Source organism: Halobium salinum, from assembly GCF_026586625.1.
Taxonomy (GTDB): Archaea; Halobacteriota; Halobacteria; order Halobacteriales; family Haloferacaceae; genus Halobium; species Halobium salinum.
In genome coordinates this window covers 71986-98081 of sequence record NZ_JAODIW010000005.1, presented here as the reverse complement: position 1 = coordinate 98081, position 26096 = coordinate 71986, and the positions used below count along the sequence as shown (strand labels likewise).

The 26096-nt window shown below is 69.8% G+C and carries 23 protein-coding genes; 11 read left to right on the top strand and 12 right to left on the bottom strand.

Annotated elements, in window-relative coordinates:
• Positions 1–88: 88 nt before the first annotated feature.
• Positions 89–1705, top strand: coding sequence for a TCP-1/cpn60 chaperonin family protein (locus N5095_RS01900; protein WP_267620448.1), 1617 nt, complete (start codon positions 89–91; stop codon positions 1703–1705).
• A gap of 52 nt (positions 1706–1757) precedes the next feature.
• On the opposite strand, the gene N5095_RS01895 is transcribed toward N5095_RS01900, so the two are convergent.
• Positions 1758–3452, bottom strand: a complete 1695-nt coding sequence (locus N5095_RS01895) for a TCP-1/cpn60 chaperonin family protein (RefSeq protein ID WP_267620445.1) — start codon at positions 3450–3452, stop codon at positions 1758–1760.
• Between the two features lie 149 nt (positions 3453–3601).
• Between N5095_RS01895 and N5095_RS01890 the strand changes: the two genes are divergently transcribed.
• From N5095_RS01890 to N5095_RS01875, 4 genes are all read left to right on the top strand, one after another.
• Entirely contained in the window at positions 3602–4522 is a 921-nt protein-coding gene (locus tag N5095_RS01890) for an NAD(P)-dependent oxidoreductase (RefSeq protein WP_267620443.1), read from the top strand.
• Between the two features lie 113 nt (positions 4523–4635).
• Positions 4636–5778: a mandelate racemase/muconate lactonizing enzyme family protein gene (locus N5095_RS01885; RefSeq protein WP_267620441.1), complete on the top strand. Its 1143-nt coding sequence runs from the start codon at positions 4636–4638 to the stop codon at positions 5776–5778.
• 64 nt (positions 5779–5842) lie between these two features.
• On the top strand, positions 5843–6184 hold the full coding sequence (locus N5095_RS01880) for a cupin domain-containing protein (RefSeq protein ID WP_267620439.1): 342 nt from the start codon (positions 5843–5845) through the stop codon (positions 6182–6184).
• 81 nt (positions 6185–6265) lie between these two features.
• The gene (locus N5095_RS01875; protein ID WP_267620437.1) at positions 6266–7042 is read left to right on the top strand and encodes an SDR family NAD(P)-dependent oxidoreductase; all 777 of its coding nucleotides are present in this window, start codon (positions 6266–6268) and stop codon (positions 7040–7042) included.
• A gap of 286 nt (positions 7043–7328) precedes the next feature.
• Here N5095_RS01875 and N5095_RS01870 read toward each other — a convergent pair whose 3' ends face one another.
• The 7 genes from N5095_RS01870 to N5095_RS01840 form a co-directional block, all read right to left on the bottom strand.
• Positions 7329–7655 carry a hypothetical protein gene (locus N5095_RS01870; RefSeq protein WP_267620435.1) on the bottom strand — a complete coding sequence of 109 codons (327 nt, stop codon included), beginning with the start codon at positions 7653–7655 and terminating at the stop codon, positions 7329–7331.
• A 99-nt stretch (positions 7656–7754) separates the two neighbouring features.
• A complete protein-coding gene (locus tag N5095_RS01865) occupies positions 7755–8951 on the bottom strand; it encodes an ABC transporter ATP-binding protein (protein ID WP_267620433.1) in 1197 nt (398 codons plus the stop codon).
• A 115-nt stretch (positions 8952–9066) separates the two neighbouring features.
• A complete protein-coding gene (locus tag N5095_RS01860) occupies positions 9067–9969 on the bottom strand; it encodes a carbohydrate ABC transporter permease (RefSeq protein ID WP_267620431.1) in 903 nt (300 codons plus the stop codon).
• 76 nt (positions 9970–10045) lie between these two features.
• A complete protein-coding gene (locus N5095_RS01855; RefSeq protein ID WP_267620429.1) occupies positions 10046–10993 on the bottom strand; it encodes a carbohydrate ABC transporter permease in 948 nt (315 codons plus the stop codon).
• Positions 10994–11033: 40 nt separating this feature from the next.
• A complete protein-coding gene (locus tag N5095_RS01850) occupies positions 11034–12632 on the bottom strand; it encodes an ABC transporter substrate-binding protein (protein WP_267620427.1) in 1599 nt (532 codons plus the stop codon).
• Between the two features lie 81 nt (positions 12633–12713).
• A complete protein-coding gene (locus N5095_RS01845) occupies positions 12714–13775 on the bottom strand; it encodes an Ldh family oxidoreductase (protein ID WP_267620425.1) in 1062 nt (353 codons plus the stop codon).
• A gap of 96 nt (positions 13776–13871) precedes the next feature.
• Positions 13872–15224 carry a nickel pincer cofactor-dependent isomerase, group 22 gene (locus tag N5095_RS01840; protein ID WP_267620423.1) on the bottom strand — a complete coding sequence of 451 codons (1353 nt, stop codon included), beginning with the start codon at positions 15222–15224 and terminating at the stop codon, positions 13872–13874.
• Positions 15225–15335: 111 nt separating this feature from the next.
• On the opposite strand from N5095_RS01840, the gene N5095_RS01835 reads away from it, so the two are divergent.
• From N5095_RS01835 to N5095_RS01825, 3 genes are all read left to right on the top strand, one after another.
• Entirely contained in the window at positions 15336–16202 is an 867-nt protein-coding gene (locus N5095_RS01835) for a fumarylacetoacetate hydrolase family protein (RefSeq protein WP_267620421.1), read from the top strand.
• Positions 16203–16745: 543 nt separating this feature from the next.
• Positions 16746–17921, top strand: coding sequence for a mandelate racemase family protein (locus N5095_RS01830; RefSeq protein WP_267620419.1), 1176 nt, complete (start codon positions 16746–16748; stop codon positions 17919–17921).
• Positions 17922–17932: 11 nt separating this feature from the next.
• Entirely contained in the window at positions 17933–19039 is a 1107-nt protein-coding gene (locus N5095_RS01825; RefSeq protein ID WP_267620417.1) for a Gfo/Idh/MocA family protein, read from the top strand.
• Between the two features lie 49 nt (positions 19040–19088).
• Here the strand turns inward: N5095_RS01825 and N5095_RS01820 are convergent, their stop codons facing one another.
• Complete coding sequence (locus N5095_RS01820; protein WP_267620415.1) at positions 19089–19817, bottom strand: fumarylacetoacetate hydrolase family protein; 729 nt, start codon at positions 19815–19817, stop codon at positions 19089–19091.
• A gap of 179 nt (positions 19818–19996) precedes the next feature.
• Between N5095_RS01820 and N5095_RS01815 the strand changes: the two genes are divergently transcribed.
• The 3 genes from N5095_RS01815 (at position 19997) to N5095_RS01805 (ending at position 23247) form a co-directional block, all read left to right on the top strand.
• Positions 19997–21088, top strand: coding sequence for a mandelate racemase/muconate lactonizing enzyme family protein (locus N5095_RS01815; protein ID WP_267620413.1), 1092 nt, complete (start codon positions 19997–19999; stop codon positions 21086–21088).
• A gap of 90 nt (positions 21089–21178) precedes the next feature.
• Positions 21179–22213, top strand: coding sequence for a zinc-dependent alcohol dehydrogenase (locus N5095_RS01810; RefSeq protein WP_267620412.1), 1035 nt, complete (start codon positions 21179–21181; stop codon positions 22211–22213).
• Between the two features lie 68 nt (positions 22214–22281).
• Positions 22282–23247, top strand: a complete 966-nt coding sequence (locus tag N5095_RS01805) for a C-terminal binding protein (RefSeq protein ID WP_267620410.1) — start codon at positions 22282–22284, stop codon at positions 23245–23247.
• Positions 23248–23278: 31 nt separating this feature from the next.
• Here the strand turns inward: N5095_RS01805 and N5095_RS01800 are convergent, their stop codons facing one another.
• Genes N5095_RS01800 through N5095_RS01790 form a run of 3 tightly spaced genes read right to left on the bottom strand, consistent with a single transcriptional unit; the run spans position 23279 to position 26051 of the window.
• Entirely contained in the window at positions 23279–24517 is a 1239-nt protein-coding gene (locus tag N5095_RS01800) for a UxaA family hydrolase (protein WP_267620407.1), read from the bottom strand.
• Positions 24514–24864 (bottom strand): UxaA family hydrolase, encoded by a 351-nt coding sequence (locus N5095_RS01795; RefSeq protein ID WP_267620406.1) that lies wholly within the window; start codon positions 24862–24864, stop codon positions 24514–24516. Before N5095_RS01795 ends, N5095_RS01800 begins: the two co-directional genes overlap by 4 nt.
• Complete coding sequence (locus N5095_RS01790) at positions 24861–26051, bottom strand: UxaA family hydrolase (RefSeq protein ID WP_267620404.1); 1191 nt, start codon at positions 26049–26051, stop codon at positions 24861–24863. Before N5095_RS01790 ends, N5095_RS01795 begins: the two co-directional genes overlap by 4 nt.
• Between the last annotated feature and the right edge of the window lie 45 nt (positions 26052–26096).

Sequence of the window (26096 nt, the reverse complement as noted above, 5' to 3'; positions counted from 1 at the left end):
TTCACCGACCACCTATCAGAATACAACCTACTATCGGGCGAACACTCGTCGCGGTAGATATATAGGCGCCCGCTGGCCATGGCCCACCATGGCAGACGAGAGCGACGTCGGACTCGTCGGGGAGGTTCGGACGGTGTGCGACGTCATCCGTACCGCGCTCGGACCGTTCGGTGCCAACAAGTTACTCGTCGGCGCCGACGGCAACGTCAAGACCACCGCCTCGTCGACCGAACTGCTGGACAGCCTCGACGTGGACGACCCGGCCGTCACGCTCCTCTCGTCGACGGCGACCGGGTTCCGCGAACGCCACGGCGACGGCGCCGGAAGCGTCGTCGCCCTCGTCGGCGCGCTGCTGACCGAGGCCGAGCGCCTCCGCGAACGGGGGCTCCACCCCACCGCGATCGAACAGGGGTACCGAACCGGACTGGAGAGGGCGCTCGCGACGCTCGACCGCACGGCGCGTCCGCTCGACGAGTACGGGCCGGCGGCGGTTGCCCGGACCGCGCTCACGGGGACACGCGACCCGTCCGCCCGGGGCGCCGTCGCAGACCAGGTCGCCGCGGCCCTGGAGCGGCTCGGCGACGAGGTCGGAACTGGTGACGTCGGTCCCGGCGCCCGGGACGCGATCGAGGTCGTCTCCCGCACCGGCGGGGCGGCCGCCGAGACGGAGTTGGTGGAGGGTGTGGTCCTCGACCGCAACCTGACGACGCCGGCCATGCCCCGGACGCCCGACCGCCGGGGGGTCGCCGTCCTCTCTTCGACCGTCGACGTCCCGACCGTCGGCACCGAGTTGGGACGCGTCTCGCGACGCGTCGAACTCGACGTCGACTCCTTCGAGGAGCGCGAGGCCGTCGCCGACTACGAACGGTCCGCGTTCGCCGAGCAGCTCGACGCCGCAGTCGAGGCCGGCTGCGGCGCCGTGTTCACCGAACAGGCGATAAACGAGCGCGTCGAGAGCGAGCTCGCCGCACGCGGCGTTCTCGGGGTCGACCGCCTAGACGCCGACGAACTTCGTCGGGTCGCCCGGGCAACCGGCGCGACGGTCGTCCCCACGCTCGAACAGGTCACCGCGGAGACCCTGGGCGACGCGGCCGTTCGGGTCGAACGGAAGGCGGGCCGCGACATGACGTTCGTCACCGACGGGGCTGGCGAGGCCGTCTACACGCTGTTCTGTCGCGCGCCCGACCCGCGGAGCGCGACGGCGTTCGAGCGCTCGGTCGAGTCGGCGGTCGCGGCGGCAGCGGCCGCCGTCCGCGACGGTCGGGTCGTCCCCGGCGGCGGCGCCGCGGAGGCGACCGCGGCCGAGGCGGTCCGGCGGGAGGCCCGGTCGATACCCGACCGGTCGCAGCTCGCCGCCGAGGCGTTCGGCGACGCGCTGATGACGGTCCCCCGCGCACTCGGCCGGACCGCGGGGATGGACGCGTGGGAGGCCGAAATCCGCCTTCGCGTCGCCCGCTCGGAGGATCGCGACGCGGTCGGCGTCGACGCGCTCGCCGGGACGACCCGCGACGTCCTCGCCGAGGACCCCATCGTCGACCCGCTGCCGGTCAAGCGCGCGACGCTGACGGCGGCGACGGACCTCGCGGTCCAGCTGGTGCGGATCGACGAGCGCCTGTCCGCGACCGACCTCGGCGACGACGCGGAGGGCGAGGAGGGGATGGGTCCCGGTCCAGCAGGCGGGGCCGGCAGACCGAACGCGGACTGAGTCACGGACCCCCGACCGTCCGCATCGCCCTCGCCGTTCCCGTTTTCCGACCCTACTCGTGTTCCGTACGTGGCGTGTACCCCGGGAGGTCGACGTTCGGGTAGAGTACGGCGTCTATCGTGAGCAGTTGCTCAACGACGGCGCCGCCAGTCTCGACCGCCTGCGAGAACACGCGCCGCGGCTCGACGACGCCCGCCTCCCAGGCGTCGACGGGCGCGCCGGTGTCGAGGTCGACGCCCAACGCCGACGGCTCGCTTGGGGCGTCACCGCCAGGGTTGCCGCCGCTGTGGGCGCTCCGGAGGCGGGTCAGGGCGTCGATCGGGTCGAGACCGGCGTTGGCCGCGAGGGCGTACGGGAGTCGGTCGAGCGCGTCCGCGAACGCCTCGATAGCGAGCTGTTCCGTCCCGCTGACGCTCGGGGCGTACTCGCGGAGCGCGGCCGCGACGGCCGCGGCGGGCGCGCAGGCACCTGGAAGGACCTGCCCGTCCATCGCCGCCGTGGCCGTCGTCTCCAGGGCGTCCTCGATGGACTCGCGGCGCCGGTTGGCCGCCTCGGGGGTGTCCGCGTCCGCGACGATGGTGTAGAGGGGCCCGGAGCAGTCCTCGAACGCGGTCCACACCTCGTCGCCGACCCGCCGCTCCACGACCCGTCCGGCGCGGCCCAGTCGGTCGGGGCCGAGGTCGGCGACGTTCGAGGTGACCGTCGCGCCGGTCGCGCGCGCGAGACGATAGATGTCGCCTTTCGGGTACGTGGCCTTGTCGACGACGGCGACTCCCGCGCGCTCGAACGCCCGGGCGACGTCCGCGTCGAGCTTCTCCATGCAGACCAGCACGTCGACGCCCGTCTCGGCGAGCCCGGTCGCCGTCGACTCGATGCGTCCCTCGAGGCCGCGGCGGTAGTCGGCGACGGCGTCGGCGGAGTCGAGGCGAACGCCGGCGCCGGCGTCCCCCCCGAAGCTGCTCGCGGTCGACTCGAAGTCGACGTCGTCGTCGAGCACCGCCACGGTCGCGTCGGTCAGCGGCTCGGGGACGCCGGCCCCGTTCGGCCCGGCGTCGGCGGGGCGCGACAGGACGAGCCCTCGGTGGAACTCCTCGCCCGCTTCCCGCGCGGCGAGCACCTTCACGTCGTCCGTGTCGACCCAGCCGCGCTCGTCCGCGGCCGCCACCTCGCGGACGGCGTCGACGACCCGTTCGGCGTCCCGTCGGCGGACGGCCGGGTCGAGGTCGGCGGTCATCGTCGTCTCCGCGACCGCTCTGAGCGTCGCCTCGTCGTCGACGGCGACCGGTCGGGCGAGGGCGTCGAGCGTCTCGCCGGCCCGGGCCCGAGCCATCGCGTACCCCACGACGACGCTCCCCGGCGCGACCCCCTCCTCCACGAGGTCGAACCCCTCGTCGAGCAGTGCGCCTCCGAGCAGGGTCGCGGCGGTCGTCCCGTCGCTCAGCCCGCGCTGCATCCCGTCGACGGCGTCGACGAACAGCGCGGAGACTGGGTGGGTGAACCCTCCACCGCGTTGGACGGCGTCGAACAGGCGACCGGCGTCGCCGGCCCGTACCGTCTCCGGTACGCCCTGGTGGTTCGCCGTCTCGACCAGTTTCTCCAACCCGCGCGGTCCGTACGTCGACTCGACCAGCGAGACCGTCGCGCGGGCGGCACCCCTGACGTACTCGCGCGCCTCGGCGTCGCGGAGGGTCCACTCCCCTCGCTCGTCGACTCCGAGCCCCGCCTCACCATCGATGTCGGCTGCCATGGGAGGCCCTTTCGGGGTCACCGAATTAAACCCTTCGCGGGACCGCGGCGGGGTCGGCCGGGGAACGCACCGCTCGGCGCCCTCGAACGACTGGGAGCGGACCCCGTCCAGCAGGGGGTTATTTGGCGGTCGGCGTCCCTCACCGTGGTATGTCCTCACAGACCGTGGGCTTCGTCGGCCTCGGCATCATGGGCGAACCGATGGCGAAGAACGTACTCGACGCGGGGTACCCGGTCGTCGCTCACAACCGCTCCGACGGGCCGGTCGACCGCCTCGCCGACGCGGGTGCGACCCCGGCGTCGTCGCCGGCCGAGGTCGCGCGGGAGTCGGACGTGGTAATCACCGTCCTCCCCGACACGCCGGTCGTCGAGTCGGTCGTGCTTGGCGAGGGAGAGCACGACGGAGCGGACGACCCGGTCGTCGACGGTGTCGACGAAGGGTCGACCGTGGTCGACATGTCGACCATCTCGCCGGTCGCGACCGAGCGTATCGCCGAGGAACTGGAAGCCGCAGGCGCTGACTTCCTCGACGCGCCGATCAGCGGCGGGGAGGAGGGCGCCGTCGAGGCGACGCTGTCTATCATGGTCGGCGGCGACGAGTCGACGTTCGCTGCGGCCGAGGCGTTGTTCGAGGTCATGGGCGAGACGGTCACCCACTGCGGACCGACGGGGGCCGGGCAGGTGACCAAGGCCGCGAACCAGATCATCGTCGGCTCCACCCTGCAGGCCGTGAGCGAGGCGTTGCTGTTCGCGAAGCGCGCCGGCGCCGACCTGGAGGCCGTCCTCGACGCCGTCAGCGGCGGTGCGGCGGGCTGCTGGGCGCTCGACGCGCGCGCCCCACGGGTCATCGAGGGGAACTTCGACCCCGGCTTCTTCGCCGCGTACCAGTACAAGGACCTCCGAATCGCCACCCGTGCGGGCGAGGAGTACGGCGCCCCGATGCCGGCCACGTCTGTCGTCCACGAGCAGTACAAGGCGATGGAGACGATGGGGTACGGCCGGGACGACCACTCGGCCGTCATCAAAGTACTGGAGGCGATGGCAGGCGAGGAGGCGCGGGTCGAGGAGTGAACGGGGGCGAGCCGGGCCCTCGTAGGGGCCGAGTGAGCGGAGTCGTCGGCGCTCCGAACGGCGCGCCCACTCGCGGCGGGAACGCTTAGTACGTCCACGACGAGACGCGACCCATGCAAGACGTCAGCATCGAGAACGTCGAGGCCGTCGGCGTCGAGGCACCCGTCGAGGAGCCGTTCGGCTACGCGCAGGCGTGGGTCGAGACGCGGAGCGCCGTGCTGGTCCGAATCGAGGCCGACGACGGGACGGTCGGCTGGGGGGAGTGCTGGGGGCCGGTCGCCGGCACCAGGGAGACCGTCGCGTCGCTGCTCGGGCCGGCGCTGGTCGGCGAGTCGCCGCTCGACGTCGAGCGCCTCCACCGCGACCTGTACGACCGCGCCCGCGCGGCCTACCAGTCGACCGTCCCGCTCCCGGCGCTCAGCGGCCTCGACCTCGCGCTGTGGGACCTGAAGGGGACGCTCCTCGGCGTGCCCGTCGCGACGCTGCTCGGCGGCCGCGAGCGCGACGCGGTCGACGCCTACGCCACCGGCCACTACTTCCGGCCGACGGACGACCTCGAGGAGCAGTACGCGTCCATCTGCGACGAGGCGACCGCCAACGCCGACGCCTTCGGACGGGTGAAGCTCAAGGTCGGACTCGCGCTGCTCGGTCACGGTCCCGACGAGGACCTCGAACTCGTCCGGCGGGTCCGCGACCGGGTCGGCCCCGACGTCGACCTGATGGTCGACGCCAACTACGCGTACGACCGTCCGACCGCCCGCCGCATCGGCCGCGAACTCGGCGCCCTCGACGTGTGCTGGTTCGAAGAGCCCGTCCGACCCACCGACCACGACGGGTACGAACGCCTCTCGCGGACACTCGACGTGCCGGTCGCCGGCGGCGAGTGCCACGGACCGGCGGCCCTCGACCGCCTGCTCTCTCGCGGGGCGCTCGACATTGTCCAGCCCGACGTCTGTAACGTCGGCGGGCTGACGCCGGCCCGCGAAGTCGCCGACGGGACTCGGCGCGCCGGCGTCCCGCTCGTCCCGCACGTCTGGGGGACGCCGGTCGCGCTCGCGGCGAGCCTCCAACTGCTGGCGACGCTCCCCGGCGACCCGCCGCTCGAGTTCGACCGCTCCGCGAACCCGCTCCGGGAGGAGCTGGCCACCGATCCCATCGAGGCGGACGACGAGGGCCGGGTGACCGTCCCCGAGGGGCCGGGGCTCGGCGTCGAGCTCGAGCCCGACGCCGTCGAGCGGTACCGGGTCGACGGCTGAGGAGGCTACGCCCCGAACGACCGCCGCCGGCGGGTTTTATGTTCGTAGACCGGCACCTGGTCCCATGGACGTCGTCTCAGTCACCGACGAGGAGTCCGTGGAGGCACTCGAGGGTGTCCACCTCGCACAGTTGGCCGCCGGCGAACGCACCAGCGTCCAGCACTTCCGCATCGAACCCGGCGCGGTCGTCGGGGAGCACAGCCACGAACACGAGCAGACGGGATTCGTCACCCGGGGCGAGCTGACGTTCACCGTCGACGGTGAGGAGGTCGTCACCGGACCGGGGGACTCGTACGTCATCCCGGGCGACGCCCCTCACGCCGCCGAGAACCGCGGCGACGAGCCCGTCGAGGGCGTGGAGATATTCAGCCCGCCGCGACCGAACCCGCCCTGGGTCGAGGACTGACGCCGACCCGTCGGCCACCCGACGGGCGAAGTCGCAATCCGGGGGCGAAAGTATAACTTCCAGCCTGTCCCACGCGAACCCGTGACATCGTACACGCACACACCCGTAACAGTCGACGGCAAGCGCGCCGTCGTAATCGGGGGCACGAGCGGCATCGGACGTGGTATCGCGCGCGGCTTCGCGGCCGAGGGCGCGGACGTAATCGCGTCGAGTCGGACCGAGGAGAACGTCGCGGAGACGGCGGCGGAACTCCGGGACCTCGGAGCCGAGACCGCCGAACTGACCTGTGACGTCACCGACCGCGAGTCGCTCGAGCGCCTACGGGACGACGCCGTCGAGGCGCTCGGCGGCGTCGACATCCTGGTGAACTCCCCGAGCTACATCGCCCGGAAGTCGGTGCGCGACGCCTCCGAGACCGACTGGGCGGAGGTGTTCGACGTCCAACTCGACGGCACCTTCCGCGCGACGCAGGTCTTCGCGGAGGCCATCGACTCCGGGAGCGTCGTCAACATCGCGTCGCTCTCCTCGGAGATCGCCATCCCGAACCTGGCGGCGTACTCCACGGCGAAAGGTGGTATCGACGCGTTCACCCGGTCCGCGGCCGAGGAGCTCGGCCCGGAGATTCGCGTCAATGCCGTCCGGCCGGGGTTCATCGTCTCCGAGCAGACCTCGGGGACGTACACCGAGGGGACCCCCCGCCACGACACCATCGTCGACCGGACCGTCGACGGCCGCCTCGGTCGCCCCGAGGAGATTACGGGCGCCGTCGTCTACCTCGCCAGCGACGCCGCGAGCTACACGACCGGCGAGATTATCACGGTCGACGGCGGGTTCACCCGGAGCACGTTCCCCGAGTAGTCCGGGGTGCTCCCGGCGGTGACCGGCCGTACCGGCGCCGCCTCCGGCGACAAATCCGCCGGGCGTCGCCTCGCTCGTCGAATCGCTACACGCCCGCACAGCGGCGGCTGCCGACGACGTTCTCGCCGTCGAACTCCACCCCACGGTGTTGGACGGGGTTCCGACCACGACCGGTGGTCGGCTCCGCACGGTGATAGACCCCGGCTACGGGATGTGGTTCGCCGGGCTCGGCGCCTGTGAGCGGGCGTTCGGGGTCGACGGCCGACTCCGCCGCACCCCTACGGCCTCAGAACGGCCGGGTCCGCTCGCGCACGGTGTAGAACCCGTACCCGGCGGCTACGACGGCCACGCCGCCGAAGATGAGCGCGTAGAACGGCTCGGCGGGCGTCGTCACCATGCTCGACGTGGCGAAAATGCCCGCCACCACGGCCGCGACGACCGCCACGACCCACAGATACCAGACGCTCGTGGCGGCGGTGCCGGCGTCGACGGCCGGCATCTCGTAGCTTTCGCCCCGCTCCCCGTCGTGGACGTCGTAGTCGTCGACGTCATTGTCTCTCGAGTCGTGCTCCTCGGTCGCGTCTCGCTGGTCCGCGTCGTTGCCTGTCGACATCGTGACCACCCGGACGGACGTCTGGGTCGTCAGCCGTTTATGCTCGGTGAAAACTTACACGAAAGAATACTCGGAATACTTGCCGTCGACGTCGCCCGGTCAGCGCGTGAGGTTGTCTCCGGTACGGTCGTCGAACAGGTGGACCTTCTCCAAGTTCGCCGACAACGTCGTCGTTTCGTCCTCCTCGGCGTCGCTGTCGGGCGACACCCGCGCGGTCAGCTCCTGACCCTCGCCCGCCTCGGGCGTGAGCGTGAGGAACTTGTCCGACCCCATCGGTTCAGTGAGTTTGACGTACGGTTCGAACCGCGCCCGGTTCGGCCCCGACTCGACGAGCGAGGCGTCGTCGATGTCCTCCGGCCGGACACCGAGCGTGACGCTGTCGGGCGAGCGTCCGCTCTCGTCCAACAGGGCGGCTTTCTCCCGCGGCAGGTCGAAGTCGAACGCTTCGGTCCGGACGCGGTAGCCGTCCCCGGTCGAGTCGAGTTCTGCGGGCAAGAAGTTCATCGGCGGTTCGCCGATGAAGCCGGCGACGAACCGGTTGGTCGGCCGATCGTACAGCTGCTGTGGCGGCCCGATCTGCTGGAGTTGGCCGTCGTTCATCACGGCAATGCGGTCGCCGAGCGTCATCGCCTCCGCCTGGTCGTGCGTGACGTAGATGGTCGTCTTGCCGACGCGCTTGTGCAGCTCGTTCAACTCGGTGCGCATCTGCACGCGGAGCTTCGCGTCGAGATTCGACAGCGGCTCGTCCATTAGGAAGACCGCGGGCTCGCGGACGATGGCGCGTCCGAGGGCGACGCGCTGCTGTTGGCCCCCCGAGAGCGCACTGGGTTTGCGGTCGAGCAGCTCGGTGATGCCGAGCAGGTCGGCCGCCTCCTCGACGCGCCGCTCGGTCTCGTCCTTCGGGAAGCTCCTGACCTCCAGTGGGAACGAGATGTTCTCGCGTACCGTCTTGTGGGGGTACAGCGCGTAGTTTTGGAACACCATCGAGATGTCCCGTTCGCGCGGGTCGAGCTCGGTGACGTCCATTCCCTGGATGCGGATGGCGCCCTCGGTCGGACTCTCTAGACCGGCGACGGTGCGCAGGGTCGTCGTCTTCCCGCAGCCGGAGGGGCCGACGAGGACGAGGAACTCCCCCTTGCGGATGTCGATACTGAGGTCCTCGACGGCGACGACCTCGCCGCCGTCGCTCTCCTCGAACACCTTGGTGATGTCGTCGATGCGAACGTTCGTGTCTTCGGGCGGGCGCCCCTCGGTCGGGCGACCCGCTGCGGTATCTGATTGGGTCTGATTGCTCATGAGTCGGCTTCCTCCTGTCCGCGTCCGTGTCTTCGATTGTCTCTCGCCCACGTACGCGGGCGGGTCAGTCGGCGTTGCACCGGTCGGTGCCGACCGAGTGCGGGTCGCTCGCGGGTCATCCCTTCAGCGCCCCCGAGGTGAGTCCGGTGACGATGTACCGCTGGAAGAACACCACGATGAACACCGTCGGGATGATCGCGAGGATGCTCGCGGCCGCCATCGATGCCCAGCTCACGCTCACGTCGCCGACGAATTTGAACACGGCCACGGAGATGGGCATCGCGTCGAGCGTGCTCGTGACGATGAGCGAGAAGAGGAACTCTCGCCACGAGTAGAGGAACGTGAGGATGCCGCACGCGGCGATCCCCGGCCGCGCGAGCGGCAGAGCGACCTTTCGGAACGCCTGTAGGCGCGTGCAGCCGTCGACGCGGGCGGACTCGTCCAGTTCCTCCGGGATGGAGATGAAGAAGTTACGCATGATGTAGATCATCAGCGGTAGCCAGAGGTACACCTGCGCGATCGTGACGCCGAGCAGGTCGTCGAGCAGTCCCACTCTCGCCATGATCTGGTAGTACGGCACCACCAGTCCGATCGGGGGGAAGAGCCGCGAGAAGATCACCCCGATGAACAGCAGGTTGTCGAACCGGAACCGGAACCGGCTGAACGCGTACCCCGCTGGTGTCGCCAGCGCCAGCACGATCACGGTCGTCGACGTCGAGATGAGCAGGCTGTTGAGAATCGCCTTCCAGTACCCCTCGCCGATGAGTACGTTGTAGTACGTCTGCAGGGTGGGGTTCGCCGGGAGGTAGTTCAGGTTGTAGATCGCCGAGTTCGCCTTGAACGACGTGATCAGCTCCCAGCCGAACGGGACGAGGACGGTCATCATCGCGAACGCGAGCACCGCGTGGACGACGTACGGGCTCTCGATGAGGTCCCAGAACTGCTGGCGGCTCCGGTAGCTCACGCGCTCGTGGCTCTCGTCGATGCCGGGAGTCCGCGTTTCGTCGACGTTGCTCATAGGGCGATGCCTCCACGGAACGCCTCGTCGGTGTGCCGGTCGAATTCGTCGGGTCGGTGTGTTCGTCTCATGGTGGTCACTCCTCGATCCGCTCCAGGACGACGGTGACGTAGAAGGCGGCCACGATCACGGTGATGCCGACCAGGAACGTCGCCACCGCCGAGGCGTAGCCGAACTGGAGGTTCACCATCCCCTGTCTGTAGATGTAGATGCTCAGCGTCGTCGTTGCCGTCCCCGGACCGCCCTGGGTCATGGGATAGATCACGGCGAACGCGCGGAACGCGAACATCCACGTGATCAGTCCTACGATAGCAAAGTACGGACGGAGGTACGGCAGTGTGATGTTGCGGAACGCCTGAAAGGTCGTCGCGCCGTCGACGTCGCCGGCGTCGTACATGTGCTGTGGGATCGACTGCAGTCCGGCGAGGAACACGATCATCGCGAACGGGAACCGCGCCCAGGCGTCGACCATCGTCACGACGACGAGCGCGGCGGTCTGGTCGGCGAGCCAGGCGTACCCGGTGTCGAGGACTCCGAGGTCGGTCAGTACCATGTTCAGCAGACCGAACTCGCCGCCCTGGAGAATCCAGTTCCAGATCAGCGCCGCGACAGCCAACGGGATCGCCCACGAGAACATCAGCACCGTCGAGTACGTGTTCCGGAGATACTCCCGCTGGACGTGGTTGATCGCCAGCGCGATGGTCAGCCCGCCCGTCACCGTCAGGAACAGCGAGCCGAACGAGTAGAACATGGTGTGGCCGAAGTAGCTCCAGAACGACGAGGAACCCAGCATCTCGACGTAGTTGTCGAGGCCGACGAACCGCAGCGGTACGCCGGGGACGGCGAGGAAGAACGACTGGTACACCATGTACGTCACCGGGTAGATGAAGATAGCCAGGATGACGAGCAGCGCCGGGGCCATCATCGTCAGGACCACGTGTTCGTTCGCCGCTTTCGCGACCCGGCCACGGAGGCCGTCGCTGTAGCCGTGGGTTCCCGGTCCGGTCTGGGTGTCGGTCGCCATTGTCAGTTCCTCCGGACAGGCGTGGGGTGTTTAGTGGGCATCATTCGTTCTGTCCGAGCACCGTGTCCGCGAACTCTTGAACGGCATTCAGTGCCTCCTCTGGCGACTTGTCGCCGGCAATCGCCGTCTGGAGCTCCTCGCTCAGCGTCTGGCGAATCGTCCGCGACTGTGGGTAGATCTCTTGGACGTTGTTCTCGACGGCTCGACCGCGGACGTCCGCGAACAGCGCGGCGTCCGTCTCGGAGGCCTGGTCGTACACGTCCTTCGCGTACGTCTGGTTCCCCTCGACGACGAACTCGAACCAGCCGCTGGGGACACTCCAGCGGGCGTCCATGTACAGCATCGCCGCGAGTTTGTGTCCGACGTCGGCGTTGACGTTGATTCCGAATCCGGTCGGAGCCGCGATCCCTCGTCGTTTCGGGTTCGGCGCCGACTCGCCGCCCTTCGGTTGGACGGTCGGGCGGTAGTTAGGCGCCTTCCCGTGCTGTTCGACCGCGCGCGGGACGAGGTCGCCGAACACGGGAACCATTGCGATCTGCCCCGACAGGAACCCGTCGGCGAGGTCCCCCTGAGTGTAGTTGACGACCTCCTTCGGGACGAGCCCCTTCTCGCGCCATTCGACCATCTTCTGCAGGGCGACGATGCCTGCCTCGGAGTTGAAGGTCACCGTCCCGTCGTCGCCGACGATCTGGCCCCCCGCTTGGTAGAACATCTTCATCCAGTCGCGCACGGTGTAGACGAGGGAGGCGCCGCGGTAGGCCCACCCGGCGATTCCAGTCCCTTTGAACGCCTCCATCACAGTCTCCATGTCGTTCCAGTCGTACTCCCCGTCGAGGATGCGCTGCACCGTCTCGTCGTCGACTCCGTTCTCGCGCATCAGTTTCGGTCGCGTGTGGACGAGGCTCCCTTCGTTGATGTTCGGGCTGAGGTAGGTGTGACCGTCGATCTGGAAGTTGTTCTCGGCGAGGCTGAGGTACGGGTCCCACATCTCCTCCTCCCCCATCACCGGGTCGACCTGCTGGAGGTAGCCGTTCTGGACGAACGAGGTGAGCGACTGGCCGGTGACCACGAGGAACCCCTGCGGTTGACCCTTGTTCGCCGAGAGGAACGCCGCCTCTTTCGACACGGCTTGGTCGACGACGATTTCCAGCGGTTCGATTTCGATTCCGGTCGCCTCCTCGAACATCGCGTACGTGGCGACCGTCGCCGGGTCGTAGTCGAGCGACCCGAAGTTGAGAATCTGAAGCTTCTCTACGTCCCCCGCGGGCGTCTCCTCCCACCCGTCCGGTGGGCTCCACGGGGCGCTCTTGACTGCCCCGGAGTTCCGCCACGGTTTCACGTCCGAGCGCTTTCCCTCCGGCGGGATCTGCTCGCGCTTCTCCAGGGGCCACTCGTCAAGCGACGCCATCCGACGGTCCTTCCAGTTGTCCGCGAACCCGACCTCCTGCGCGGCAGCGAGGGCGTCGCCGCCGCCACCGCCACCGCCGGAGGCGTTTCCGCCGGAGCCGTTTTCGCCGCCTCCACCACCTGCCGGCGGGCTCCCGCCCATACACCCGGCTGACGCGGCGGTGAGGGAGCCGACGCCGAGGTACTTTAGTAACTCTCTCCGATCGACCCGGTCTCCGCTATCACGAGCCATGAGAACATGTGACTCAATGCTGTCACATATAAGTTTGGGCCAGTGTCATATTAGAATAACTGAGAAAGTAGTTAGTTTTTCTCAGTGGATTGTGTGTGGAACGTCGTATCGGTCACCCAGTGACTGGAGTGTCTCCACTACGCCGCTACCGAGCGGGATGCCCTCCGCCAATCGTTCCTCACGGGTCCGTGCTTCGGGTTCGCCGGGGAGGAGTACCTCGTCGAACCCCTCGGCCGGTCGCGCCGCGGAGAGCTGGTCGACGAGCGAGCCGATGCGGCGTTCGTACCCGTCGCGCTCGGCGAACGCCTCGACGTCGACGGCGGCGACCATGTGGCCGATGCCCTGGGGCTCCGACTCGTCGTCGTACAGCGTCGCTACGTCCTCGCCGACGGCGGTGTCGAGCAGCGCCCCGCAGAGTGCGTCGATGACGAACGCGAGCCCGTACCCCTTCGGCCCGCCGACGGGCCGGAGCGCGTGGAACTCCCCGGGGTCCGTCGTCGGCTCGCCGGACTCGTCGAGCGCCCACTCCTCCGGGATGGACTCCCCCTCCTCCTCCGCGAGGATGACGGCGCCCTTCGCGACGACGCTCGTCGCCATGTCGAGGGTGACGTGGAACCCCTCTTCGCGGGGGATGGATATCGAGAGCGGGTTCGTGCCGAAGAAGGGGTCCGCGCCGCCGAACGGGGCGACGTTCGGCCCGGAGTGAGTCATGCAAATGCCGATACACCCACGGTCCGCGGCGTGGTTCGTGTAGTAGGAGGCCGTACCGTAGTGGTTGCTGTTGCGCACTCCGACGAAGGCGGCGCCCGCGTCGGCGGCGCGGTCGACCGCCTCGTCGGTGGCCCGGAGCGTCGCGACCTGGCCGGGCCCGTCGTCGGCGTCGACGACGGCCGCCCCGGCGCGGGAGTCCGACACGGAGACGTCGGGATTGCGGGCGATGCCGCCGGCCTCCAGCCGGTCGGCGTACGGTTCGAGCCGGACGACGCCGTGGGTGTCGACGCCGCGGAGGTTGGCGTCGACGAGCGTGTCGGCGACGGTGTCCGCCGCGTCCGACGCGAGACCGGCCCCGCGGAGCACGTCGGCGGTGAACTGTTCGAGCGAGTCGGCGTCGACGACGACGCCGTCGGTGGGTTCGTCTGCCATTGGAAGTGTCGGTGTGGTAGTCGGTGGAGGGTGGTCCGTCGCGCTGTACGCCGCGTTCGTCGAGTGATGGGGTTGGGTGAGGTGGAGGCCCCCGGGTCAGTGCTCCGGGTCGACGGGCGAGGGCGCTGCGAACGACCCGTCGTCGTCGAAGTCGACGGGTTCGGGTTCGGAAACGACGCGGAGGTCGTCGCGTTCGCGTGCCTCCGCGACCAGCGCCCCGGAGGCGTACACGCGCTCGAGACGCATCGTGTCGGTGATGCGGAGCACCCGCAGTTCCTCCGTCGGGGTGACGCCGACGGTCGAGAGCGCGGCCACGAGCCCCGCCCGGTCGGTCTCGACGGGCGGCGGGACGCGCATCCCGCGCGGGGTGCTCGCGGTGAGCCCGTTGATGACGGTCTTCGAGAGGTCGAGGTCGGCGAGCAGGTCGGCGCCGACGAAGTCCGCGAGTCCCAGCGCCGCGGCGTTACCGTGGGAGGGCTCGGTGAGCGTCCGGACGTAGATTCGCTTGATATCCGGGCGCTCCGGCGGCGGCTCGTTGAGCCCGTACACCCGCCGCCCGATGACGTTCGTATCCATCCCCGAGCCGCTGATATCCTTCCCCATCCGGTCGACGACGAGCACGTCCACGTCGTCGAAGGGGAGCGTGGGGAGAAGTTCACGGGCGGTCTCCAGCAGTTCGGCCTCGCGGTCGAGAAAGCCCGACGGGGGAACTCCCTCGACGACGGCGGTGTCGTCGCGCTGGTCCTCGACGAGGGCGACCCCCCCGACGACGGGCGCCTCCTCGACGATCAGGGAGGCGATCTCCGGGATCATCCGCCGGAAGCTCCAGTCGATGGCCCACTCGTGGGCCGTCTTGGCGCCGCGCTGCTTCCCGAGGCCGATGACGAGCATCTTCGAGAGGCCGCTCTCGACGCGCCCCTCGAAGTCGGTGTGCTGTTTCACGCGGTTGATGGGGACGATGGCGTCGGCGGCCGCCGCGTTGGCGTCGAGGGCGACGTCGATTCCGCGCTCGGAGGTCGTCCCGACGGTCACGGTCTCCATCGTCGGGCGAATCGGACAGCCGACCCGCTCGGCGGTCACGCCGAGTGCTTCGAGCTTCGCGCGTTGGCCCTCGGCGGTCGCGCCCCCGTGACTCCCCATCGCGGGGACGACGAACGGCTCGTACCCCCGCGCGTCGAGTTCGCCGACGACGCCGGCGACGATGGCCGGGAGGTTCGTGATTCCCCGGCTCCCGACGCCGACCGCGACGCTGCCGCCGTCGGGCACGTCGTCGAGCGCGAGGGCGTCGACCGCCGCGGCCGCGCGCTCGGGAATCGCCGCCTCCGGGATGGGGTCCGTCTCCCACTGCTGTTCGACGGTCCCCAGCCGCGGGAGGTCCCGCCCGCCGCAGGCGTCGAGGACCGTCGCCTCGGAGACGGGGGTGACTGTCGGCGCTGCCGGTTCGTGCATGTGTCTACCCCATGTCACGGGCACCCACATAAATCTGCACCCCGCTCCCGGCTCCGTCCCCTCGGTGGGGACGAAGAAAACTATTTACGCGGGGCCTCGGCCGTAGATGGTATGCGATACTTTCGCATCCGCGGCGAGGACGGCGACCGCCTCGCCGTCCAGGAAGGCGACCTCGCGTACGACCTGACCGCAGCGAACCGGAGCGTCGGCTCGTTCCGGGACCTCGCTGCCGCCGCGTCCATCGCCGGCGACTCGATCGACGCGGTGACCGAGCGCCTGCTCGACCGGGCGCCGACGGTCGGGACGGCGGCGCTCGAAGACGCCAGGCGGCCGCTCGACCCCGACGAGGTGTGGGCGGCGGGCGTCACCTACGAGATAAGCGAGCAGGCTCGCGAGGCCGAGAGCGGCATGCCCGAGATGTATCTCGACGTGTACGAGGGCGACCGGCCGGAGATATTCTTCAAGGCCACCGCCGGGCGGACCGTGGGTCCAGGGGAGGCCATCGGCGTCCGCGAGGACTCCGACTGGGACGTGCCCGAACCCGAGTTGGCGATGGTGCTGTACGGCGGGGAGGTCGTCGGCTACACGGTCGGCAACGACGTGAGCAGCCGGTCCATCGAAGGTGAGAACGCGTTGTACCTCCCGCAGGCCAAGATATACGACCGCTGTTGTGCAGTCGGCCCGGGTATCGTCTCCGCCGACGCCGTGGACGACCCGCACGACCTCGGGATGTCGATGACCATCACGCGCGACGGCGAGACGATGTACGACGAGTCCACCTCCACCGGCGAGATGGTGCGAAGCTGTGAGGAACTCGCCTCCTACTACACGCGCCACAACGCCGTGCCCGAACTGGCGGTGCTGTTGACCGGCACCTCGCTCGTCCCCTCCGAGGAGTTCACGCTCCGACCGGGTGACCTCGTCGCCATCGACGTCGACGGCATCGGCCGACTCGAGAACCCGGTCGTCACCGTCTAATCGCCCGAATCCACTTTTTTCGCGCGCTCCCGTCACCGTTCGGCTCTGTCGCACGACTCACGATACCGTGGCCCACGAACTCGGGGCTGAAACGCCGTGCTTCTCTGGAATCGACCGCATGAACATGTGTTCAGCTAGGATGAACGGCCGGCCGACGGCCGAAAGAGTCAATACTGACAAATCAGCGTCGAGAATAACGAACATATGCCTGTTATACGCCGAGGGTCGACCGAGGTCCGTGATGCGTGTGGCCGCATGGCACGCCGGTCGAATCACAAACGCTGTTCATCCTGGCTGAACGATGTGCGTCGGAGTGGGAGGCTGATTCGACGGCAGAGTGCGAAATAACCGGTGAATTCGACGAAAGGCGCCCGGTTTTCGTGTGATGCAACGAGCCCCGCCGGAGAAGCGCCGTGGAACCCCGTCGTTCAGGCCTCCCGACCGGCGAGACGGCGGTTCCGAGCGTTCGGCGTCCCGGCCCGGAGCAGCACCCAGGCGTCGCTGACCTCCACATTTTATCAGGCGTGCCGTAGAGGCCCACACATGGGCCCGGAGATTACGCGCATCGAGAGTACGGAGTTCGAGTACCCGCTGGAGGACGTCGGGACGGACGAGCACGGGTTCAACCTCGTGTACGCCCCCGGCGAGACCACGACGCGGAAACTGTTCGCCCTGCAGATTCACACGGACGAGGGGATAACCGGGGAGTACGTCGGCGGGAACTCCCCGGCGGCCGCCCAGATCAACACGTTCGCCGACTACTTGATCGGTCGGAACCCGCTCCACCGGGAGCGCCACTGGAGCGAAATCAAACGTGCCCTCCGGAAGTACGACCGGATGGGGATGGGCCCCGTCGACATCGCGCTGTGGGACTTCGCGGGGAAGTACTACGACGCGCCCATCCACGAACTGCTCGGCACCTACCGCGAGCGCATCCCCGCGTACGCGTCGACGTACCACGGCGACGACGCGGGCGGACTCGACTCCCCCGAGGCGTTCGCCGACTTCGCGGAGGACTGTTTGGAGATGGGGTACGGCGGGTTCAAGATCCACGGCTGGGGCGGCGGCGACGACGCCCGCGATGTCTCCCGGGAGGTGGCGGCGGTCCACGCCGTCGGCGAGGCCGTCGGCGACGAGATGGACCTGATGCTCGACCCCGCCTGCGAGTACGAGACGTTCGGCGACGCGCTGACCGTGGGTCGCGCGTGTGACGAACAGGGGTTCTTCTGGTACGAGGACCCCTACCGCGACGGCGGCATCTCCCAGCACGGCCACCGCAAGCTCCGGGAACAGCTCGACACGCCGATTCTCCAGACCGAGCACGTCCGGGGACTCGAACCCCACGCCGACTTCGTCGCCAACGACGCCACCGACTTCGTCCGCGCCGACCCCGAGTACGACGCGGGTATCACCGGCGCGATGAAGGTCGCGCGCATGACCGAGGCGTTCGGCCTCGACGTGGAGTTCCACGCTCCAGGGCCGGCCCAGCGCCACTGCATCGCCGCGACCCGGAACGCGAACTACTACGAACTCGCCTTGGTCCACCCCGACTGCCCGAACACTCAGCCACCCGTCTACCGCGGCGGCTACTCGGACATGATCGACGCCATCGACGACGAGGGGACGGTGCCGGTCCCCGACGGGCCGGGCCTCGGCGTCGACTACGACTGGGAGTACATCGAGGAGAACGCCACCGGCAGCGTCCACGTCTACGAGTGAGGTGAGCACGCATGAGCGAACCGACCTACAGGGCGGGCATCGTCGGTGCGGGCGGCATCGCCGGGCTCGGCATCCTCGGCATGCACGACGCCGCGGACATCGGAACGAAGCGCTTCGAGGCCAGCCACGCCGGCGGGTTCGAGGCGGCGGAGGGAATCGAACTCGTCGCCGTCGCCGACGTCGACGGCGAGAAGCTGGAGACGTTCGGCGACGCGTGGGGGCTCCCCGAGTCGGGGCTGTACGAGGACCACCGGGAGATGCTCGCCGCCGAGGACCTCGATGTCGTCTCGGTCTGTACCCCCTCCTACCTCCACCACGAACACGTGCTCGACGCGGCGCGGGCGGAGAACCCCCCCGAAGTCATATGGTGTGAGAAACCCATCGCCTCGGCCGTCTCCGACGCCGAGGAGATGTGTCGGGTCTGTGAGGAGCGCGGCGTCGAACTCGTGGTCAACCACTCGTTTCGGTTCACGGACAAACTCCGCCGGCTCAGAGAGCTCGTCCAGGAGGAGGACTTGCTGGGCGAGATGCACTCGGTGACCGCCCAGTTCCGGATGGAGCTGCTGCGCAACTCGACGCACCTCCTCGACACGCTCGTCTACCTGCTCGACGCCCGCGCGTCGCGTGTGGCGGGTCACGTCACCGGCGAGAACGAGGCGGCGGAGTCGCTGTCGGCGACGCGGAGCGTCGACGACGCCGGCGGCGGCGGGTTCGTCGTGATGGACGACGGGACGTTCGCGACCGTCGACTGCACCATCCCCCGCGCGGACTCCTCGATGACGTTCCAGTTCGTCGGCTCCGCGGGGAAGCTGTACATGAACAACGACGACGGCGAGTGGCGCTACTGGTCGTTGGAGGACGGCGACCACGTCGAGCAGTCGCTCCCCGGAATCGACGGGGCGTGGACGTGGGAGGAGGACTACCGACGGGCGTTCCCGAACGCTGCCCGCCACATCGAGTCGATGCTCGACGACGACGCCGACAACCCCTCGACCGGCGAGGAGGCGACCCGCTCGCTCGAGATAATCGTCGGCTTCTACCTCTCGGAGTACACCGGCGGCCACGTCGAAGTGCCGCTGGAGCGGCCGCTCAGGGACGTCGAGATAACCTCCTGGTGAGGTGAGTAACCGGCGGGGCGTCGACCCCCGCCGGGGTGGCAGGCCTCCGTTACTCCGCGACGGTGTGTTCGAGCGTCGGAATCCCCTCGACGTCGACTTCCACGCGGTCGCCTGGCGACAGCGCGCCGACGCCGGCCGGGGTCCCGGTCGAGATGACGTCACCCGGTTCGAGCGTCATGTACGTCGTGATCTCCGCGACCAGCTCCGGCACCGAGAAGATGAACTCGGAGCGCGAGGACTCCTGCTTCGTCTCGCCGTTCACGCGAAGGCTGATGCCGGCGTCGTCGGGCACTTCGTCGGGCGTGGCGACGGTCGGCCCCATCGGGGCGGCGCCGTCGAACGCCTTTCCGCGCACCCAGTTCTGCTCGACCTCCTGGTCGTCGCGGTTGGAGATGTCGTTCACGCAGGTGTAGCCGCGGACGACGTCCATCGCGTCCGCCTCGTCGACGTGCCGACACTGTTCGCCGATGACGACGCCGAGTTCCGCCTCCCAGTCGACCCGCTCCTTTCCGGCCGGGAGCCGGACGCTGTCGCCGTGGCCGGCCAGCGCGTTCGGCGGCTTCAGGAACAGAAGCGGCCGGTCAGGAACCTCCATTCCCGACTCCTCGGCGTGGTCGGCGTAGTTGAGACCGACACAGACCACCTTCGAGGGGGTCGTCGGTGGGAGGACGTCGACGTCGTCCACGTCGTATGTGTGGCCGGCGAACGCCGGGCCCTCGTCGGTCCACTCGCCGGTGCGTACGGCTCCCGCCGGGTCTCGGAATCGGACGTGCTGCATACGTCCGATGTGTTCGGAGGCGGTGAAAACCGTTCCGGTGGTGACAACCGACTCCGGCGAGCAGAAGCACGCTCCACCGCGCCGCGCCGTGCGGTCTCGCCCCCCCGTGAGGAGGGTGGGGTCACCGGCCGACCAGTCCCCGTCCGAGCAGTTATCCCCTCCGAAAGACACGTCTCCCCATGCGAATCACTGACGTGGAGACGTCCGTTTTGCGAATCCCGACCGGCGACGCGTTCGGCGACGCGCGGGCGACCGTGAGCGAGCGCTTCTGGGTCGTCGTCGAACTCGACACGGACGTCGGCCTGCGGGGGACCGGCTGGTTCGGGACGTGGCGCGTGCCCGACCTGTACCGCGAGTTCGTCGACGGGACGCTCGCCGAGGTCGTCGTCGACCGCGACCCGTTCGAGACGGGCGCGATTCGAGCGGCGACCCGCGAGAAAACGCAGTACTACCCGGGAGAAGTGGGGTTCTCCGCGCCGCCCCGCGGCGCCATCGACGTCGCGCTCTGGGACCTCAAGGCGAAGGCCGCCGACCAACCCCTGTACCGGTTTCTCGGCGGCGACGAGCCGTCGGCACGAGCCTACGTCTCGCGGCTCGACGCCCGTCGGGACGAGGCCGACCTCGCGACCCTCCACGGCGACTACGCCGACGCGGGGTTCACCGCGTTCAAGACCAAACTCGGCGGCCGGTCGCCGTCGGCGGAGGCCGCTCGCGTGGAGACGGTCCGCGAGGCGGTCGGCCCCGACGCCGACGTCCTGGTCGACGCGAACGGCTCCTGGACGGTCGACGAGACGGTCCGGACCCTGGACCGCCTCGAACCGCACGACGTAACGTGGGTCGAGGAGCCGGTCCCGGCGTACGACATCGAGGGGTACTGTCGCCTCGCCGACCGGGTGCGCCCTGCGGTCGCCGGCGGCGAGATGCTGTACCGCCCCGAGCGCTTCGCCGACCTCCTGACGCGGGGGCGCCTCGGCGTCGCCCAACCCGACCTCGCCCGCTGCGGCGGTGTCTCCGGGCTGCTCGACGTCGCGCGTCTCGCCGAGAGTCACGGCGCCCGCCTCGCGCCGCACGTCTACTACCCGGTCGCCGCACACCTCGTCAGCGCCGCGCCGAGCGGGTGGCTCGTGGAGTACATTCCCGAGTACGACGCGGGCGACGTGCTGGAGAACGCGCCCCGAATCGAGGACGGTCGGGTCCACCTGTCCGAGGCGCCGGGACACGGCTACGCCGTCTCGGACGACGCCCGCGCGGAGTACGGGTACGAGACCTGACCGTGGAAACGGCTCTCCGCCGTCACCCCAGGGAGCCAACCTTTAGGTACCGGCGGGTGGTGCGTGCACACGACACACGGTTGAGCGAGCATGAAGGCTATCATTCAGACTGAACGCGAACGCGGCGGCGTAGAGGTCGGCGAACGGGAGCGACCGGAACCGGGACCGGACGAGGCGCTCGTCCGCGTACACACGGCGGGACTCTGCGGAAGCGACGCCCACGCGTACAAGTACGTCCCCGGCTACGAGTTCGTCGACGTCCCGCGCGTCATGGGCCACGAGTACGCCGGCGAGGTCGTCGAGGTGGGGTCGGACGTGACGACGCTCTCGCCGGGCACGAAGGTGGTCGAGGAGCCGATCCACGACTGCGGGGAGTGTTTCCAGTGTAAGAACGACCAGTCGAACGTCTGTCAGAACTTCGAGATTACGGGGTTCCATCGCGACGGTGCGTGGCGGGAGTATCACACCGTCGATGCCCACCACCTCCACGAGATTCCCGACGACGTCCCACTGGAGGAGGCGGCGCTGACGGAGCCGACGAGCATCGCCACGCGGGCGGTGCTCGAACGGTCGGTCATGACCCCCGGCGACGACGTGCTCGTCGAGGGGCCGGGACCCATCGGCGTGCTCACCGCCCTCGTCGCCGACTCCGTCGGCGCCAACGTCACCGTCTCGGGGCTCGGACAGGACGCCGAGTACCGCCTCCCGCTCGTCGAGGAGCAGGGCCTGACGGCCATCAACGTCGAGGAGGCGGACCTCGGCGACGTCGCCGAGCGCGAGACGGCCGGCGGCGGGTTCGACGTGGTGTTCGACACGACCGGCCATCACTCCGGCGTCGAGGTCGCGGCCGAGCACGTCCGGAAGGGCGGTCAGATCGTCGTCGTCGGCCTCCCCGGTAGCGAGAGCGAACTGTTTCTCACGCCGCTCGTCCGTGGAGAGGTGTCGCTCGACGCCTCCTACGGCTCCGTCTGGCGCAACTTCGAGCAGGCGCTCCGGCTGATGGAGAACGGCTCCGTCGACCCGACGGCCATCACGGAGCCGTACGACCCGGATGACCCGGTGACGGCGTTCGAGGACTTCCTCGACGGCGCGGTGTGCAAGCCGACGTTCCGGTTCGGGGAGTAACGGAGAGGAGAGTCGACTCGACCCGGGGCGAAGCGCTTTTTCGCGTCCGACCCGACTTCGTCGGACGAATGACGTTCACCGTCGTCGTCACCGACTACGACTACCCGGACGTGGAGTTGGAGCGCGAACTCGTCGAGGAGCGCGGCGGCCGCCTCGTGACCGCACAGGCCGAGACCCCCGCGGAGGTGGTCGACGCGGCCGCGGGGGCCGACGCCCTGCTCGTCCAGTACGCGCCGGTCGGTGCCGACGTCTTCGACGCCCTCGACGACCTCGCGGTGGTCGGACGCTACGGAATCGGGGTCGACAGCGTCGACCTCGACGCCGCGAGCGCGAACGGGGTGCGGGTGCTCAACGTGCCGGACTACTGCCTCGACGAGGTGTCGACGCACGCGTTCGCGCTGCTGCTCGCCTGCGTCCGGCGTACCTCTGCGTACGACTCGGCCATCGCCGACGGGACGTGGGACTGGACGGCCGAGCGGCCGATACACCGCCTCGCCGGCGCGACCCTCGGGCTCGTCGGATTCGGGCGCATCCCCCAGCGACTCGTCGAGAAGGCGGCCGCGTTCGACCTCGACGTCGTCGCCTACGACCCGTACGTCTCGGCGGACGTACTCGCCGAACACGGCGTCGAGAAGGTCGAGTTCGACGAACTGCTCGGGCGCGCCGACGCGGTGTCGGTCCACACGCCGCTGACCGACGAGACGCGGGGGCTGTTCGACCGCGACGCGTTCGGTTCGATGAAGGAGACCGCGGTGCTTGTCAACACCGCTCGCGGTGGGGTCGTCGACGAGGACGCCCTCGCCGACGCGCTCGACGCGGGAGAACTCGCCGGCGCCGGTCTCGACGTCCTCCCGTCGGAGCCACCCGAGGGGTCGCCCCTCGTCGGACGCGACGACGTCGTGCTCACGCCCCACGTCGCCTGGTACTCCGAGGAGTCGTTCGAGGAGCTCCGGCGGACGGTGACCGAGGACGTCCTCCGGACGCTCGACGGGGACGCGCCGCGGAACCTCGTGAACGGGGACGTGCGGGAGTGACGGCGTCGGCGGGCGCCGCCATCTACCTCCTCTACACCGAGGGGCCCACCCTGTCGATGGCGAACTGCGTCAACCCGTGGCGCTCGGCACAGCAGAAGTCGCCGGCGATGACGCGCTTGACCGCTCGACGCAGGCCGGCGGCGTCGACGCGGCTGGCGTCGACGTCGACGTCGTCCGGGAGCGCCCCCGCCGTGGTGGGGTCGCCGGTCACCTTCAGGACGGGCACGACCGGGTGGCCGGCCGGCACGCCGTCGGCGGTCACGTGGACGACGAGGTGCGCGCCGGCGGCGGCGAGGCCCGTCGCGGCGGTCGCGAACTCCGAGGGCGAGTCGACGAGCGCCAACCCCGAGTCGTGCGTGGCCCGCTCGCCGTACGACAGCACGTCGGCGACCGGAAGCTCCCCCCAGGCGCGCGTCGTCTCCGCGTACGACCGGTCGGCGGCCTCGCGACGGACGCGGGTCACCTTCGCCGGCCGGTCCGCGTGCCGGTCGAGAAGCGCGTCGACGGCGGGGCGTGCCCCGTCGGTCGCGGCCGCCCGGGCCTCCTCGGGGTGTGCGACCGGGCGCTCGACGCCGGCGGCGACGACGCGCCCGCCCGCCGCGACCACCTCGCGGGCGAGTTCGCCGACGAGGGGGTCCGCCGTTTCGACGGTCGAGTCGGCGAGGTCGCCGGAGACGACGCCCAGCGTGAGGTCGCCGAGGTCGATGGGGACGCGCGTCGGGTCGGCGCTGGCGGGGCTGTGGGCGCCGTCGGCGCCGGCGGTCCCTCCGGACCTCTCGCCCGCGAGCAGCGACTCGGCGGCGTCGACCCCCTGCTCGAGACACTCGTCGGTCCCGCCGGCGTCCTGGATGGACACTTCGCGCACCGGGACGCCGAACTCCTCGAGCGCGGCGGCGACGTCCCCGCTCTGAACTTCCTCGCAGCCGAGGCCGACGACGACCGCGCCGGAGACGTTCGGGTTGCGGGCGACGTTCACCAGGGTGCGCTCGGTCTGGTCGGCGTCGGCGCCGAGTTGGGCGCAGCCGTGGTCGTGGGGCGTGCTCACGGCGCCGTCGACCCGCTCCGCGATGCGGTCGGCGACGACGTGCGAGCAGATGACCGACGGGAGGACGAGTACCCGGTCGCGCACGCCGATGGAGCCGTCGCCCCGGCGGTACCCTGTCGGGCCGTCGACCCCGTCCGACGCGTCGGACGTACCGGCGCCGTCCGTCCGTACACGGTGGTCACCCCCCGTCCGTCGAGCCGTCCGCCGGTACCGGTCGTCGCTCACGCGTTCTCACCCCCGCTGTCCGAGGCGGCGGCGTCCTTCGCCTCCGAGGCCTCGGCGGCGAGGTCGCCCCGTCCGCGCATGCTCTCGCAGTTGTGAACGTGGACGTGTTCGCCGGGGGCGACGTCGGCGGTCGCGCGGCCGATCACCTCCCCGTACTTGCGCACCTCCTCGCCGGCCGTGATGGGGGCGAGGGCGAACTTGTGGCCGAACTCGACGTCGTCGACCAGCGCCACCGGGTCGGCGTCGGTCTCCACCTCGACGCCGGCGTCGAGGTCGGCGATGGCGGTGGCCACGTTGTCCGAGCGGGCCATCCGCAGCGCGACGTCGCCGAACACGTCACCCTTCATGGCTCGGCCCTCCCGGCCGCGAGTTCGTTCGGCTGGAGTTCGTTCACGGCGAACTCCTCCAGTCGGCGGCGCTCGGCCTCCGTGCGCCTGCCGCCCGCGACGTCGAGCAGGGTGTCGTACACGCGCCCCCCCACGGATTCGAGGGACTCCCCGCCGATGACGGTGCTCGCGTTCACGTCCATGTTGTTGGCCATCCGGTCCCAGGTCTTCGGGTTGCCCGTCACCTTGATGACGGGCGCGATGGGGTTTCCGGTGGTGCTCCCCCGGCCCGTCGTGAACGCGACTACTTGGGCGCCGCCGGCGACCTTGCCGACGACGCTCTCCACGTCGTAGCCGGGCGTGTCCATGAGGACGAGCCCGCCGCCGACGGGGAACTGCTCGGCGTAGTCGACGATTCCTCGGACGGCCGTCGTCCCGCCCTTCGAGATCGCGCCGAGGCTCTTCTCCTCGATGGTCGTCAGCCCGCCCTCCTTGTTGCCGGGGGAGGGCTGTGCACCCCGGAGGTCGACCCCCATCAGGTCTGCGGCGGCTTCGCGTGACTCGACGCGGTCGAGGAGTCGCTCCCTGGTCTCGTCGTCGACACAGCGCTCGGCGAGGACGTGCTCCGCGCCGATGAACTCCGGCGTCTCGCTGAAGCTGGCGGTGCCGCCGGCCTCGACGAGTCGGTCGCAGGCGTTGCCGACGGCGGGGTTCGCCGCGATGCCGCTGGTGGCGTCGCTCCCGCCGCACTCGACGCCGAAGACGAGTTCGCTCGCGTCGGCCTCCTCGCGGCGGGTGTCCGCCGCGACGGCGTTCAGGTCGGCGAGCAGTTCCCCCGCCCGCTCGACCGCGGCGCGGGTACCCCCGACCTCCCGAATCGAGAGCGTCTCGACCGGCGTCCCCGTCTCGACGATTCGGTCCGCGATACGGTCGGCGTCGACGTCCTCGGTGCCGAGTTCGAGCAACAGCGCGGCGCCCACGTTCGGGTTGCGCCCGACGCCCGCGAGGACGCGCTCGGTCTGTTCCCGTGCCGGGTCCGGCTGTGAGGTGCCCATCTGGTGTGGGGTCGCCCGCGCCCAGTCGCCCGCCTCCTCGGCGGCGCGGGCCGCCACGGCCGACGCCGCCACCGACGTCGGGAGGACCGCGACGTGGTTGCGGACGCCGACGCGGCCGTCGGCTCGCCGGTACCCCGTGAACGTATCTACCATGGTTGATGGTCACGTTCATTCCTGTTTAGCCTTTCCCTTGCTCGC